Source organism: Nonomuraea sp. NPDC050536 (assembly GCF_044457685.1).
In the GTDB taxonomy this organism is placed as follows: Bacteria; Actinomycetota; Actinomycetes; order Streptosporangiales; family Streptosporangiaceae; genus Nonomuraea.
This window is the reverse complement of sequence record NZ_JBITHD010000017.1, coordinates 103,700-117,459: the sequence shown is the minus strand read 5'-3', so window position 1 is coordinate 117,459 and position 13,760 is coordinate 103,700. Positions and strand designations below refer to the sequence as shown.

Annotated in this window: 15 protein-coding genes; 10 read left to right on the top strand and 5 right to left on the bottom strand. The window is 70.2% G+C overall.

Going from position 1 to position 13,760, the window contains the following annotated elements; translation table 11 throughout:
* Nucleotides 1-797 precede the first annotated feature (797 nt).
* The 6 genes from rpsB to ACIBHX_RS37665 all read left to right on the top strand — a co-directional run bounded on the left by rpsB (nt 798) and on the right by ACIBHX_RS37665 (nt 5,367).
* Entirely contained in the window at nt 798-1,784 is a 987-nt protein-coding gene (gene rpsB, locus ACIBHX_RS37690; protein WP_397072227.1) for a 30S ribosomal protein S2, read from the top strand.
* Between the two features lie 28 nt (nt 1,785-1,812).
* Nucleotides 1,813-2,142: a hypothetical protein gene (locus tag ACIBHX_RS37685; RefSeq protein WP_397072226.1), complete on the top strand. Its 330-nt coding sequence runs from the start codon at nt 1,813-1,815 to the stop codon at nt 2,140-2,142.
* The gene (tsf, locus tag ACIBHX_RS37680) at nt 2,130-2,963 is read left to right on the top strand and encodes a translation elongation factor Ts (RefSeq protein WP_397072225.1); all 834 of its coding nucleotides are present in this window, start codon (nt 2,130-2,132) and stop codon (nt 2,961-2,963) included. Before ACIBHX_RS37685 ends, tsf begins: the two co-directional genes overlap by 13 nt.
* 106 nt (nt 2,964-3,069) lie before the next feature.
* Nucleotides 3,070-3,768, top strand: coding sequence for a UMP kinase (gene pyrH / locus ACIBHX_RS37675; RefSeq protein WP_397072224.1), 699 nt, complete (start codon nt 3,070-3,072; stop codon nt 3,766-3,768).
* Nucleotides 3,769-3,778: 10 nt separating this feature from the next.
* Nucleotides 3,779-4,336 carry a ribosome recycling factor gene (gene frr / locus ACIBHX_RS37670; protein WP_397072223.1) on the top strand — a complete coding sequence of 186 codons (558 nt, stop codon included), beginning with the start codon at nt 3,779-3,781 and terminating at the stop codon, nt 4,334-4,336.
* Between the two features lie 191 nt (nt 4,337-4,527).
* Entirely contained in the window at nt 4,528-5,367 is an 840-nt protein-coding gene (locus tag ACIBHX_RS37665) for a phosphatidate cytidylyltransferase (RefSeq protein WP_397072222.1), read from the top strand.
* A gap of 163 nt (nt 5,368-5,530) precedes the next feature.
* Here ACIBHX_RS37665 and ACIBHX_RS37660 read toward each other — a convergent pair whose 3' ends face one another.
* The gene (locus ACIBHX_RS37660; RefSeq protein WP_397072221.1) at nt 5,531-6,556 is read right to left on the bottom strand and encodes a suppressor of fused domain protein; all 1,026 of its coding nucleotides are present in this window, start codon (nt 6,554-6,556) and stop codon (nt 5,531-5,533) included.
* A 384-nt stretch (nt 6,557-6,940) separates the two neighbouring features.
* On the opposite strand from ACIBHX_RS37660, the gene rlmN reads away from it, so the two are divergent.
* Nucleotides 6,941-8,041 (top strand): 23S rRNA (adenine(2503)-C(2))-methyltransferase RlmN, encoded by a 1,101-nt coding sequence (gene rlmN / locus ACIBHX_RS37655; protein WP_397072220.1) that lies wholly within the window; start codon nt 6,941-6,943, stop codon nt 8,039-8,041.
* Between the two features lie 382 nt (nt 8,042-8,423).
* On the opposite strand, the gene ACIBHX_RS37650 is transcribed toward rlmN, so the two are convergent.
* The gene (locus tag ACIBHX_RS37650) at nt 8,424-9,098 is read right to left on the bottom strand and encodes a hypothetical protein (RefSeq protein WP_397072219.1); all 675 of its coding nucleotides are present in this window, start codon (nt 9,096-9,098) and stop codon (nt 8,424-8,426) included.
* Nucleotides 9,095-9,796, bottom strand: coding sequence for an ATP-binding cassette domain-containing protein (locus ACIBHX_RS37645; protein WP_397072218.1), 702 nt, complete (start codon nt 9,794-9,796; stop codon nt 9,095-9,097). The genes ACIBHX_RS37650 and ACIBHX_RS37645 overlap by 4 nt, the downstream gene beginning before the upstream one ends.
* Nucleotides 9,797-9,889: 93 nt before the next feature.
* Between ACIBHX_RS37645 and ACIBHX_RS37640 the strand changes: the two genes are divergently transcribed.
* Nucleotides 9,890-10,444, top strand: a complete 555-nt coding sequence (locus ACIBHX_RS37640) for a DivIVA domain-containing protein (protein ID WP_397072217.1) — start codon at nt 9,890-9,892, stop codon at nt 10,442-10,444.
* On the opposite strand, the gene ACIBHX_RS37635 is transcribed toward ACIBHX_RS37640, so the two are convergent.
* The gene (locus ACIBHX_RS37635; RefSeq protein WP_397072216.1) at nt 10,441-11,088 is read right to left on the bottom strand and encodes an HAD family hydrolase; all 648 of its coding nucleotides are present in this window, start codon (nt 11,086-11,088) and stop codon (nt 10,441-10,443) included. The two genes, ACIBHX_RS37640 and ACIBHX_RS37635, sit on opposite strands and share 4 nt — an antisense overlap.
* Nucleotides 11,089-11,098: 10 nt before the next feature.
* Nucleotides 11,099-11,683 (bottom strand): PadR family transcriptional regulator, encoded by a 585-nt coding sequence (locus ACIBHX_RS37630; protein WP_397072215.1) that lies wholly within the window; start codon nt 11,681-11,683, stop codon nt 11,099-11,101.
* Nucleotides 11,684-11,748: 65 nt separating this feature from the next.
* Here ACIBHX_RS37630 and ACIBHX_RS37625 point away from each other — a divergent pair, with 65 nt between their 5' ends.
* Both ACIBHX_RS37625 and ACIBHX_RS37620 read left to right on the top strand, forming a co-directional pair.
* Nucleotides 11,749-12,186 carry a hypothetical protein gene (locus ACIBHX_RS37625; protein WP_397072214.1) on the top strand — a complete coding sequence of 146 codons (438 nt, stop codon included), beginning with the start codon at nt 11,749-11,751 and terminating at the stop codon, nt 12,184-12,186.
* A gap of 14 nt (nt 12,187-12,200) precedes the next feature.
* The gene (locus ACIBHX_RS37620; RefSeq protein ID WP_397072213.1) at nt 12,201-13,742 is read left to right on the top strand and encodes an FAD-dependent oxidoreductase; all 1,542 of its coding nucleotides are present in this window, start codon (nt 12,201-12,203) and stop codon (nt 13,740-13,742) included.
* The last annotated feature ends 18 nt before the right edge of the window (nt 13,743-13,760 follow it).

Genomic DNA, 13,760 nt, shown 5'->3' with positions numbered 1-13,760 from the left:
GGTGGTGAGCTGGAGCCCTCGTGAGTGTTCGGCGTGGTGGGGGCGGGCGCGTGTGGCCCCGGGCTGCGGCCCGCGGCCGCATCGGGTGCTGGGTGGTGAGCTCGAGCCCGCGTGAGTGTTCGGCGCAGCGGGGACGGCGCGTGTGGCTCCGGGCGCCCGGCGGAGGGCAGAGGTGGGGGCGGTAGCTACGGGGGGATGCCGAGCTCGAAAGGTGTGGCGGGGGCTGAAGGTCGCCATAGGAAGTGGGCAAGGGGGCGGCGGAGCGAGGGGCCCCGACACGGGAGCGGCGGGCGAAGTCGGGGCCAGCGGTAACCAAGTTGAGTGGGTGGTGCACAAATGGTGCACGAGTCGGAGGCCGCGGCGGTGGAGTGAGGCGGGGGAGTGGGTGGTGCGTAGATGGTGCAGGAGTTGGGGAACGCGGCGGTTGGGTGAGGTCGGGAAGTGGGTGGTGCTGGAGTCGGGGGATGCGGCCTTGGGGTGAGGTGGGGGAGTGGGTGGTGCAGGAGTCGAGGGGGTGCGGCCTTGGGGTGAGGTGGGGGAGTGGGCTGGTTGGGGGTGGGTTGGCGGCGAGGGGGAGCGCGTTCGGCGGTCTGGTTGGGGTGGTGTGGGAGGTAGACTTTCCGATGGCCTGTGTACGCGGGCCGACTTCGCATGCCCCATCGCGAACCGCTCCTTCGGTCCGGGCTCGTGCCCGGTTGGCGCGGTTTCGGGGCATCAGGGCGGCAGCCCCATGGTTGCCGCGGCACAACCGAGAACCGCGCCCTTCCCACAGGGCGCCAGACCTGGAGGACCATCACATGGCCCCCGTCGTCACTATGCGACAGCTGCTCGAGAGCGGCGTTCACTTCGGACACCAGACGCGCCGCTGGAACCCGAAGATGAAGCGCTTCATCATGACCGAGCGCAACGGCATCTACATCATCGACCTGCAGAAGTCGCTGTCCTACATCGACCGCGCCTTCGACTTCGTCAAGGAGACCGTCGCCCACGGCGGCACGATCCTGTTCATCGGCACGAAGAAGCAGGCGCAGGAGGCGATCGCCGAGCAGGCGGCTCGCGTCGGCATGCCGTACGTGAACCAGCGCTGGCTGGGTGGCATGCTCACCAACTTCTCCACCGTGCACAAGAGGCTTCAGCGCCTGAAGGAGCTCGAGGAGCTCGACTTCGACAACGTGGCCGGGTCGGGGCTCACCAAGAAGGAGCTCCTGATGCGCCGCCGCGAGAAGGACAAGCTCGAGCGCACGCTCGGCGGTATCCGTGACATGGGCCGCGTGCCCAGCGCGGTGTGGGTCGTCGACACCAAGAAGGAGCACATCGCGATCTCCGAGGCCAAGAAGCTTGGCATCCCGGTCGTCGCGATCCTCGACACCAACTGCGACCCCGACGAGGTCGACTACCCGATCCCGGGTAACGACGACGCCATCCGCGCCGTCGGTCTGCTGACCCGCGTGGTCGCCGACGGTGTCGCCGCCGGTCTGATGGCCCGTTCCGGCGCCGCTCGCGGTGACGAGAAGCCCGCCGCCGCCGAGCCGCTGGCCGAGTGGGAGCGCGAGCTGATCGAGCAGACTCCTGAGCAGCCGTCCGAGCGCGCGGTCGAGGACGCCGACGTCGCGGCCGAGGCCGTGGCCGAGGACACCACCGAGGTGGCCGCCGAGGCCGACGCCGCTCCGGCCGAGGCTGAGGTTGCCCCGGCTGAGGCTGAGGCTGAGGTTGCCCCGGCCGAGGCTGAGGCCGAGGTTGCTGAGGCTGAGGCGGGCGTCGAGGGCGAGACGGAGCAGGCCTGAGGCCAACTCCTCGACGTCTGGACGAGCGGTGACCGCCATCGAGGGTTCGATGGCGGTGCTCACCGCAGGTGACGTCGACGGTGCGCCGGGTTCCGCCGTGCCCCTCCTAGCCGAACTGGCGCCGAGGGAGCATACGGCCCGGACGAGCCACACGTACGGCTCGCGCGACGCCGGTAGCCGCGGCGGCGCGAGCCGTACGAGCGAAACAACGCGCCGCGCGAACGAGCACGCGAGCCGTACGAACGACAGAGGCAGCCGGACGATGGACGAAGGCGGCCTCACGAACGACAGGGTGGGCCGTGCGCCCACCCCATCCACGACGAAATCCCACGAGGAAAAAGAGCAATGGCTTCCGTGAACATGGCCGACGTCAAGCGGCTTCGCGAGATCACCGCTGCCGGCATGATGGACTGCAAGAAGGCGCTCGAGGAGTCCGAGGGTGACTTCGACCGCGCCATCGAGCTGCTGCGTCTGAAGGGCGCCAAGGACGTCGGCAAGCGCGAGCAGCGCACCGCGTCCAACGGCCTGGTCGCGCTCAAGCAGGACGGCGACTCCGCCGCCGCGCTGCTCGAGCTCAACTGCGAGACCGACTTCGTGGCCAAGGGCGAGCGCTTCCAGGAGCTGGCCGCCGGCGTCGTCAACCACATCCTGGCCACCAAGCCGGCCGACGTGGACACGCTGCTTGCCTCGGAGTACGACGGCAAGAGTGTCAAGGAGCACCTGGACGAGGCCAACGCCGCGCTGGGCGAGAAGATCGAGATCCGCCGCTTCGCGGTGCTCGAGGGTGGCTACATCGGCGCCTACATGCACAAGACCGACCCGGCGCTGCCGCCGGCCGTCGGCGTGCTGGTCCAGCTCGACAAGCCGAACGCCGAGGTCGCCAAGGACGTCGCGCAGCACGCCGCCGCGATGGCTCCGCAGTACCTCAAGGCCGACTCCGTGCCCGCCGACGTCATCGACAAGGAGCGCAAGCTCTTCGAGGAGATGACCCGCGAGGAGGGCAAGCCCGAGGCCGCCATCGGCAAGATCGTCGAGGGTCGCGTCAACGGCTGGTACAAGGACTTCACGCTGCTCCAGCAGGCCTTCGTGAAGGACAACAAGAAGAGCGTGGCCAAGTACGCCGAGGAGAACGGTGTCGAGGTCCTCGCCTTCGTCCGTTTCAAGGTCGGACAGGCTTAGGCTTGAGCAAGCTTGGAGCCCAACCAACCGCCTAACGAAGGAGGCCGCCGCCGTGCAGGAGAACCAGGAGCCAGCCACGTCGGCGGCTTCTTCGTATAAAAGGGTCATGCTGAAGCTGTCAGGCGAAGCCTTCGCCGGCGGCGAGCCGCTGGGCATCGACCCGCTCATCGTGGGCCACCTGGCCGACTCGATCGCCGAGGCCGTCCGCGAGGGCGTGCAGGTCGCGGTCGTGGTCGGCGGAGGCAACATGTTCCGCGGCGCCGCCCTGTCCAAGGGCGGCATGGACCGCGCCAGGGCCGACTACATGGGGATGCTCGGCACGGTCATAAACTGCCTGGCGCTGCAGGACTTCCTGGAGAAGCGTGGCATCGAGACGCGGGTCCAGACCGCGATCACCATGCAGCAGGTCGCCGAGCCCTTCCTGCCCCGAAGGGCGATCAGGCACCTGGAGAAGGGGCGCGTGGTCATCTTCGGCGCCGGACTCGGCACGCCGTACTTCTCCACCGACACCTGCGCGGCGCAGCGCGCGCTCGAGGTGGGCGCGGAGGCCCTGCTCAAGGGCACCCAGGTGGACGGCGTCTACGACTCCGATCCGCGCAAGAATCCCGACGCCGTCCGGTTCGACCACCTCGACTACGCGGAGGTCCTGGTGCGCGACCTCGCGGTCATGGACCAGACCGCGATCAGCCTGTGCAGGGAGAACGACCTGCCCATCGTCGTCTTCGACCTGATGGGCGATGGGAACATCCTGCGCGCTGTCCGCGGTGAGAAGATCGGCACGCTGGTGAGTCCGGCAGGGAAGTAAGGGAGCCGTTGTGATCGACGAAACTCTCCTCGAAGCTGAGGAAAAGATGGACAAGGCCGTCTCGGTGGCGAAGGAGGACTTCGCGGGCATCCGGACGGGCAGGGTCACCCCCTCGATGTTCAACAAGATCAACGCCGAGTACTACGGTTCGCCGACCCCGATCCAGCAGCTGGCCTCGTTCCACGTGCCCGAGGCCCGCATGGTCATCATCCAGCCCTACGACAAGAGCTCGATGACCGCGATCGAGAAGGCGATCCGCGACTCCGACCTCGGCGTCAACCCCGGCAACGACGGTGCGGTGATCCGCGTGTCGTTCCCCGAACTGTCGGAGGAGCGCCGCAAGGAGTACATCAAGGTCGCCAGGAACAAGGGCGAGCAGGCCAGGGTCGCCGTGCGCAACATCCGCCGCACCGCCAAGGAAGTCCTCGACAAGATGATCAAGGATGGCGAGGCCGGCGAGGACGAGGTCCGCCGCGCCGAGAAAGAGCTCGACGACATCACCCAGAAGCACGTCGCCAAGATCGACGAGCTCCTCAAGCACAAAGAGGCCGAGCTCCTCGAGGTGTAGCTTTATCGCTCTTGTACGGCAAGCCGGGGGAGAGTCCAGTCGCCGCACTTCGGCTGGGCTCTGTCCAGGGTGACGCTCCTCCGGTGATGCGGGGCTGGGCGCCGTTACGCCGCATTGTGGGCGTGGCCCAGGGGAGTGGTGACCCACACGGTAGGCCGGGACGCCCGGTACCGGTGGTTTTGGGAGAACGAGTGGAAGAGCGTACGGCTGGCACCAGCCCGAGCGGCGGCAGCCGTACCGGAAGGAACCTGCCCGCGGCGATCGCGGTCGGGGTGGTCCTGGGTGCGGCGGTCATCGGCTCGCTGTACACGATCAAGGAGCTGTTCCTCCTGGTCGTGGCCGCGGCGGTCGGCGTCGGCGTCGTGGAGATGACCCAGGCGCTGGGCACCAGGGACATCAAGGTGCCGCCGGTGCCGGTGCTCGGCGGCATGGTGGCGATGCTGGCGGGCGCCTACTGGGGCGGGCCGGTCTGGCTGCTCGGGGCGTTCGTCGTGTTCGTGTTCGTGCTGCTGATCTGGCGGATGTTCAGCGCGGGCACCGAAGGTTACGTGCGTGACACCACGGCGTCGGTGTTCACGCTGATCTACCCGCCGATGCTGGCCGGGTTCGCCGCGCTGCTGCTGCGGCCCGCCGACGGCGACAACCGGGTGCTGATCTTCATCGCGGTGACCGTGGCCAGCGACATCGGCGGCTACATCGCGGGCGTGCTGTTCGGGCGGCACAAGATGACGGTGATCAGCCCGAAGAAGACCTGGGAGGGTTTCGCCGGGTCTGTCATCGCGTGCACCGCCGTCGGGGCCTGGCTGGTGGTCTGGCTCATGCACGGCGCGATCTGGCAGGGCGCGCTCATCGGGGCGCTGGCGGCGCTCCTCGCGACGGTCGGCGACCTCATCGAGTCCATGATCAAGCGGGACCTCGGCATCAAGGACATGGGCACGATCCTGCCCGGCCACGGCGGCATCATGGACCGCCTCGACTCCCTGGTCACGACCCTCGTGCCGGTGTGGCTACTGATGACCCTCTTCTTCTGACCCACCACGCTCCGCACCAGATCCCCCAGCCAACGCGGCGCCGCCCATGGCGGCCTCGAGGACCCAACGTGCTAAGGCGGTCCCGAGGACCCGGCCGTGATGCGGCGCTACCGAGGTGGTTGCGAGGGCCTAAATTCCAGCGCTCCGTGGGAGGCGGTAGGGGTCAGGGGTTTGGTGGGTGGGTGAGGGATTCGTGGGTCGCGGGGGTTAGCCAGAGCCAGCGGACTGCTTCGCCGCCGAAGACGAAGCCGGACATGTCAGGCATGTCTGGGGGGTCGGCGATCATCAGGACGCCCGAGTACTGCGAGCCCAGGGGAAAGGTCGACGGCTCGTGATACCAGCGGGCCGTGTGGCCGTGGCCGAGCCAGGTGACCGAATGCCATGGATACTGGCCCAGCCACACGAGCAGCAGGGCGGCGTCGCGAGGGTCCTCGCGGGTGGCCACCGCCAGCTCGATCCTGGCGTAGGCGCCGGGCCGGTCGATCCACTGCTCGATCGTGGGCATGCGCTGGCAGCTCATCCCCACGGTCGACAGGACCGTGTACTCCCTGCCGGCGTGCGGGGGGCGTTCGGTGATCCCGACGGTGGGCAGGCGTTCGCCGCCCGCGTCCCAGTAGCGGCCCGCGGGGCCGAGCGTGCGGTCCAGGTGGCCCATGACGAATTCCTGGAACGACGGCCACGATCCCTCGCTGTGCCGCCAGCGCCAGTACGAGCGGGCGTTGGCGATCCGGGGCTCCAGGCCCTCGAGCGCCTCCGAGAGCGCCCAGGCGAAGGGCGACTCGCCCACCGCGTCGCGGGCGTAGCCGGGCATGCCGCGATTCATGTCCGCCCACCCGGGGATCACCGCGAGCAGGCTGTCGTCCTCGAAGAGCGCGACGCCGTCGCCCTCCTCGAACCAGAGCGCGGTCAGCTGCCCGAGCGGGCGGCGGCCCTCCGGGTGGAGCGTGTTCGGGCGGGGCATCAGCGGCGGCAGGCCGGCGTTGATCCGCGCCAGGTCCACGACGGGCGGGGCGGGGCGGTGGTTGGCCAGCCAGACCGCGCCGTGCACCTGGCCGTCGGGTGAGCACAGGTAAGCGACCGAGGAGTCCTCGTCCCGCTCGACCACCAGGGTCCGGCTGCCGTACGGGTTGCCGGCGGTGAGGACGACCTCGGCCTGCCCCTCGCCAGACGCCGACCGAAACATCGCCATACGAGTACGACTTTAGATCGCGAAATATCCCGCATGCGAGGCATCTCGCTACCCGGAGCTCCCCCACATTCCCCATCCCCCCGCACCCACCCCCTGACCTGCACCACAACCAGACCCCACCCCGCGAAAACGCATCCCGACTTCGCGCGCCTCCCCGGCAAACAGCCGGACCGTGGATGGCTCGCGAACACACGACCACGGACGCGGCAGCGGGTGCGCGCTTCCTGCCGTACGGGAAGTGGAGGAATGCGCATGCGGTGGGGCGGTTGGAGGTAGGGGGGCACGGGGGCGGGGGGCCGGCCGTACGGGGAAGGGTGGAGGAATGCGCGTGCGGTGGGGAACGTTCACTACCCTGGTCGGAAACAGTCGAGAAAAGGCAGCCACGTGTCCCAGCCTCCAGGCCAGCTCACCTTCGTCGCGCCCCGCCGGGCCAAGCCCGCGCGGCATCTGGCGGACCTGACCATGGCTGCCCGCAGGACCGCGGTGGCCGAGCTGGGCGAGAAGCCGTTCCGCGCCGATCAGCTCTCCCGCCACTACTTCTCCCACCTGACCAGCGACGTCGAGGCGATGACGGACCTGCCGGCCACCGCCCGCGAGAGGCTGGGCGCGCTGCTGCCCACGCTGCTGACGCCGGTCAGGGAACAGGCCACCGACGGCGGTACGACGCGTAAGACGCTGTGGCGGCTGTTCGACGGAGCGCTGGTCGAGTCGGTGCTGATGCGCTACCCCGACCGGGTCACGATGTGCGTGTCGTCCCAGGCCGGATGTGGCATGAACTGCCCCTTCTGCGCCACCGGCCAGGCGGGCCTGACCCGCAACATGTCGACCGCCGAGATCGTCGAGCAGGTGGTCGCGGGCGCCCGCGCGCTGGCGAACAACCAGATCCCCGGCGGTCCCGGCCGGGTGAACAACGTCGTGTTCATGGGCATGGGCGAGCCGCTGGCCAACTACAAGCAGGTCGTCGAGGCGGTGCGCCGCATGGTGGAGCCCGCGCCGCACGGCCTGGGCATCTCCGCGCGCGGTGTCACCGTGTCGACGGTCGGCCTGGTGCCCGCGATCGGCAAGCTCGCCGACGAGGGCATGCCCGTCACACTGGCCCTGTCGCTGCACGCGCCCGACGACGAGCTGCGCGACACGCTGGTGCCGATCAACACCCGCTGGAAGGTCGCCGAGGTGCTGGACGCCGCCTGGGCGTACGCGGCCAAGACCAAGCGCCGGGTCTCCATCGAGTACGCCCTGATCAAGGACATCAACGACCAGGAGTGGCGCGCCGACCTGCTCGGCAAGCTCGTGCGCAACAAGCTCGTGCACGTCAACCTGATCCCGCTCAACCCGACGCCCGGCTCGAAGTGGACGGCCTCCCGGCCGGAGGACGAGCGCGCCTTCGTCCGCCGCCTGGAGTTCCACGGCGTCCCGGTCACGGTCCGCGACACCCGCGGCCGCGAGATCGACGGCGCCTGCGGCCAGCTCGCCGCCGCCGAGTAGTTCACACTGCTGTTGTACGGCAGGGCCGCCGCAACCGCCCCTCGCCGACGTCCCCTGAGGTCCGGCACGAGTCGCCACGGATGAGTAGCCCTGCGCTTCTCGCCGCTACGACGCCCGCTTGGCCAGGCACCGCGGATCTCGGTTGCCCGCCGCACAGAGCGCCGGGCTCCGCCGTCCCACGTCTCGCCGACCCGGCGCCAGGGTGCCCTTCGCGCAGGCCGCCGTGCCGCGTCTCGCCCACGTGGCGCCAGGGTGCCCGCCGTACAGGGCGCTGGGTTCCGCCGTCCCAGGTCTCGCCGAGGCGGCGCCGGGGGGCCCTTCGCGAAGAGGCCGCGTCACGGAGAGGCGGCTCGCCGTACAGGTCGAAGCTTGCCGTGCTGGGTCAGGCGCCGTGAGTGCGGCGCACGCCGTAGTAGGCGGTGAGGCCGAGCAGGCACCAGGCCAGGGAGATCGCGGCGAGCACGGGCAGGTCGGCGGGCAGGTGGCCGAGGCCGGCGGACTTCATCCAGCGGGTGATCGGGACCGTGAGCCAGTAGGCGGGACTGGAGCTGACCACCAGCATGAAGAGGAACCCGATCAGCAACGCCATGAGCGAGACCGCGGGCGAGGGCAGGACCGCCCGGCTGGTGAGGGCGCCGAGCGTGACACCGGCCAGGACCGCGAGCGCGTGCAGGACGATCGCGGCCGTCAGGACGGATGAGCTGGGCGAGGCGGAGAGCCCCAGCAGCAGACCCCAGACCAGGGCGAGCGCGGCGAAGACCGCCGACATGCAGGTAGCGGCCAGGAGCCCGGCGAAGATCTCCTTGGCCGGCCCGCCGACCGCGGTGGCAGAGACGGCGCGCTGCCGGTCGGGCTCGGTGTCCAGGAGCCCGCGCGACGACCAGGCCAGGAACGGGATGACGAGCACGGCCGAGTCGGTCAGCGCCGCGGCCTCCGAGCCGGCGGGGGCCCGGCTGGCGTAGACGATGGCCAGCATCACCAGGACCGGCAGCAGGGCCTGGTAGACGCGGTGCGAGCGGACGTAGGCCGCCACGCGGAAGACGGTCAGGGCGATCACCGGGCCACCTCCCGGGCCTGGTAGACCTCGGCGCGCATCCGCGACAGGAACCCGGACACCTCCACGGACGGCACGTCCACCTCGATCGTGGACCGGGTCGCGAGCGAGGATTCCTTGACGTGGCCGCTCACAACCGTCAGGTGCCGCACGGAGGCGAGGTCGCGCAGCCCGCCCTGGTGGTCGCTGGCCACGACGATGGTGCCGTCGGCGGAGAGCTCGGTGACGAGCCCGGGAAGGCCCGATCGGGTGTCGGCGTCGAGCCCGGCGAACGGCTCGTCGAGCACGAGGAGCCCCGGCGCGGCCATCAGCGCCTGCGCCAGGCCGACCTTGTGCGCGCTGCCCTTGGACAGCTCGCCCAGCCGGAGCCCGAGCAACTGCGTCATGCCCAGCCGTTCCGCCCACGGCTCCCAGCGGGCGCCGCCTCGCACGCGGGACATGTGCCGCAGGTAGCCGGACACCGTGAACGGCTGGTCGACGGGGAACCTGTCGGGCGCGAAACCCACCACGGCGGGACGGCCGGTGACCGTGCCCGTGGTCGGCCTGGTCAGGCCGGCGAGCAGGCGTAGCAGGGTGGACTTGCCCGCCCCGTTGCCCCCGGTCACCTCGACCACGTCGCCGGGCTCGAGCGCGAAGTCCACGTCGTCGAGCACGGAGGGGGAACGCCTTCGATAGCGGAAGGAGACCTTCGAAAGCCGCATAGGGATGTCACCGTAGCGAGCGACTCGCATTGTCAGGATAAAGACCCCCACAATAGGGATACCCCCGGCACAGGTTGAGATAGGAGCGCAGGCTTGAACCGCTTTCCGCGCGTCATGGGTATGCGCTCCGGCTACGATCCGGCGGACGTCGACGCTCTGATCGCGCGCATCGAGGCGACGCTGGGCCGGGGCAAGCGCGACGCCGACCCGGTCACCGCCGACGAGGTGCGCAGGGCCACCTTCCGCGGCAAACGCGGCGGCTACCACGAGACCGCGGTCGACTTCGCGCTCGAGGCGTTCGTGGTGGCGCTCGAGACGATGGCCAAGAGCCCGTTACGGCTGGCCATGGCGGAGCCCACCGGAGATCTGCTGCGCGAGGAGTGGTTCGAGACGCAGGCAGCCCGCGTGGAGCGGGTGGCGTTCCGTCCCGGCCGGATGGGCACCGGCTACAACGAGGACGAGATCGACGCGTTCCTGGACCGGATCGTGGCCACGCTGCGCGGCACCACGGCCTACCCGGTGACGGCCAAGGAGGCGCGCGCGGCCAAGTTCGCCACCGTGCTGCTACGCCCCGGCTACCTGATCGCCGACGTGGACGCCTTCCTGGCCGGGATCGCCGACGTACTCGAACAGCGCGAGGGCGGCTAGGCCCGCTCGACGGCCGTCAGGAGGCCCTTCAGGTCGGGCAGCACCTGTTGCAGGATCGACGGGTCCGCGGGCCGCTGATCCTGCCGGTTGATCCACACCCGGGCGATCCCCAGCCGGTGCGCGGGCACCATGTCGTGCACGTAGCTCTGCGCCACGTGCACCCACCGCTCCGGCTGGAACGCGGCGTCGAAGCGGTCGAAGTGGTTGTCGGCGGGCTTGTAGGCGCCGACGTCCTCGGACGTCACGACCGCGTCGAACGGCACAGGCAGCCGGCGCCGGGTCTCGCCGATCAGGTCCAGGTCGCAGTTGGTGAGCAGCGCCAGGTTCCACCCGGCCTCCCGCAGCGCCGACAGCTCGGCGCCCACCTCGGGGAACACCGGCCAGTACGGCAACGTGGCGCCCAGGATCCCGGCGTCGTCGCGCGAGAGCGGAACGCCCTCGTCGGTGCACGCCCTGCGCAGTGCCTCGGCCAGCACGTCCCGGTAGCGCATGGTCGGAGATTCGGTCTGCACCTGCTGCTCGTGCTGGTTGTAGGCGGCCAGCAGCCGCGGGCCCTGCCCGGGCGCCAGCAGGTCGGCGCTGGTGGAGATGCCGTGCCGCCAGTCGATCAGGGTGCCGAAACAGTCGAAGGTAACCCATCGCATGTTGCCATGATTATCCAGAACCGGCCGCCGCTTCCAGCTCCTCGCGCGACCAGCGCAGCCGTCCCAGCCGTAGGTCCTCGATGAGCGCGCGCAGCCACTCGGCCTCGGCCCTGGTCACCGCGCGCAGGTACTCGGACTCCACCATCGCGATCCGCGGCACGTCACCGACCTCGGCCAGGCCAGACTCCAGCTCGGCCAGCTCCCGGCTGACCGCCTGCTCGCGCCGCTCCAGCACCCCGATAGCCTCCTCGGGTGCGAGCAGCATCACGTGCGACAGCGCCGCGGGGAACTGCGGGAATTCCTGCTTCGGTACGGCCAGCATCTCCATGAGCCACTCGCGGGCAATGGTGCGTCCTGCCTCGGTGATCTCGTAGACCGTGCGCTCCGGGTAGAGCTGGTCGCGCCCGGTCTCGCGGACCGCGATGAGCCCCTCGCCCAGCAGGCGGTCGATCGTCCGGTAGAGGGAGGCGCGCTGGCCCACATTGACGACCATGTCCTTCCCCCACTGCTTGATGCGGCGCTGGATGCCGTACGGGTGGGACGGCTCGTAGGTGAGCATGCCCAGGACCGTCAGGGCCAGGGGTGAGCTGTTCATGCAGCTGATACTAGCTCCAAAATTACTAGTTGACGAGCTACTAGTTTCAGTGCAACTATTACGCCATGAACACGACAGAGCGCATCCACAGCGACCACGCCGTCACCAGGCGACTGGGCAACTGGACCACGGCGGACTCCTTCGAGGTCCGCTCCCGTCACGGCCAGACCGTGATCGACCTGCGTTCGCCCGGCCTGCCCGCCGACCTGGACCTGCGGTTGGAGCTCGACCACGCGGTGGTCAAGCTGCTGGTCCCCGAGGACGCCGCGATCGACCAGTGGGACCTGCACTGGACCGGCCGGGGCAAGGTCAAGGACTGGCAGGCCCCGGCCCGCGGCGAGCGCCGCATCCGGCTGACCGGCACCGCGGCGGGGAGCGAGATCCGCGTGCAGCGCGGCGGCGTCGCGATCGTCTCCGCGATGCTCACCAGGGAGTACCTGGAGGACGCGCGCCAGGCCCGCAGGAACGGCACCTACCCCACCGTCGACGACCCCACCCGCTAGAGAGGACACCCATCGTGGAGACCACCCCCGTACTGATCGTCGGCGGCGGCTACGCCGGCCTGGCCTCGGCGCTGTTCCTGTCGCACCACGGCGTGCCCTGCGTCATGGTCGACCGCCACTACGACATCTCGATCCTGGGCCGCGCCCGCGGCATCAACCCGCGCACCATGGAGATCTACCGCCCGCTCGGCCTGGAGCAGGCGGTCAAGGAGGCCGGCCGGCCGTTCGAGGACGAGGCGGGCGTGGCCCGCTGCAGCACGCTGGCCGGCGAGTGGCAGTGGCTCTGGGGAGGCGACGACTCGTCCCGCGGGCTGCCCGAGCTCACGGCGGGCGAGTTCGGCATGGCCGACCAGAGCACGGTCGAGCCGATCCTGGCGGAGGCCGCCCGCAAGGCCGGCGCCGACCTGCGCTTCAACACGCAGTGCGTGTCCGTGGAGCCTGACGCCGACGGCGTGACCGTGGTGACCGAGGACCGGGCCACCGGCGAGCGGCGCACGATCAGGGCCGGCTATGTGATCGCGGCCGACGGTTTCCGCGGCAAGATCAGGGAGCAGCTCGGCATCGACCGTCCCGGCCTGCGCGTGCTGCGGAACTTCGTGTCGTTCACCTTCCGCGCCGACCTGTCGGACATCATCACCAAGAAGGCGCTGTTCTGGATCATCGGCGGTCCCGGCGCCATGGCCAACGGCGCGTTCGCCTCGCACGCGCTGCCGGGCCATTGGGGCATCGGGGTGACCTACGACCCGGCCGAGGAGTCCCCCGAGGACTACACCGACGAGCGTCTCGCGGACATCGCCAAGCAGTTGATCGGGCGTGACCTGCCCGTGGAGGTCGTGGACAAGGCCGCCTGGGTCGAGGCCGTGGGCGTGGCCGACCGCTACCGCGACGGCCGCGTGTTCCTGGTCGGCGACGCCGCGCACGTGTGGCCGGCGGCGCAGGCGATGGGCGCCAACTCGGCGGTGCAGGACGCGCACAACCTGGCGTGGAAGCTGGCCGCCGTGATCAACGGCGGCGCCTCCGACCGGCTGCTCGACACCTACGATGCCGAGCGCCGCCCGGTCGCGCTGGAGCTGGCCGACCTGATCGTGCGCAGCCAGCAGGCCCGCTTCGGCCCGAACCCGGAGGACGATCCGGCTGACCCGATCATGTGCATCCTGGGCCAGCGCTATCGCTCCACGGCCATGGTGGGAGCCGGGCACGAGGGGGTGTTCGGCGAGACCGTGCAGCAGGAGGCCCGCCCAGGCACCCGGGCGCCGCACGTCTGGCTCGACCACGACGGCGCCAGGATCGGCGTGCACGACCTGTTCCACGACGCGTTCGTGTTGCTGTCGGCCTCGCCGTCCTGGGTCGAGGCGGCCGAGGCGGCCGGGGTGCGCGCCTACCAGGTGGGCAGGGACGTGCTGGACGTCGAGGGCGCCTGGCCCGGCCGTTACGGGCTGGACGGCGACGGCGCCGTGCTGGTCCGCCCTGACGGGTACGTGGCCTGGCGCGCCGAGGGCGCGAGCCCCGACCCCCGGGGCGACCTGGCCGGCGCGCTCCGCACAATCCTGAACTGAAGCGTGGCAGGCCAGCAC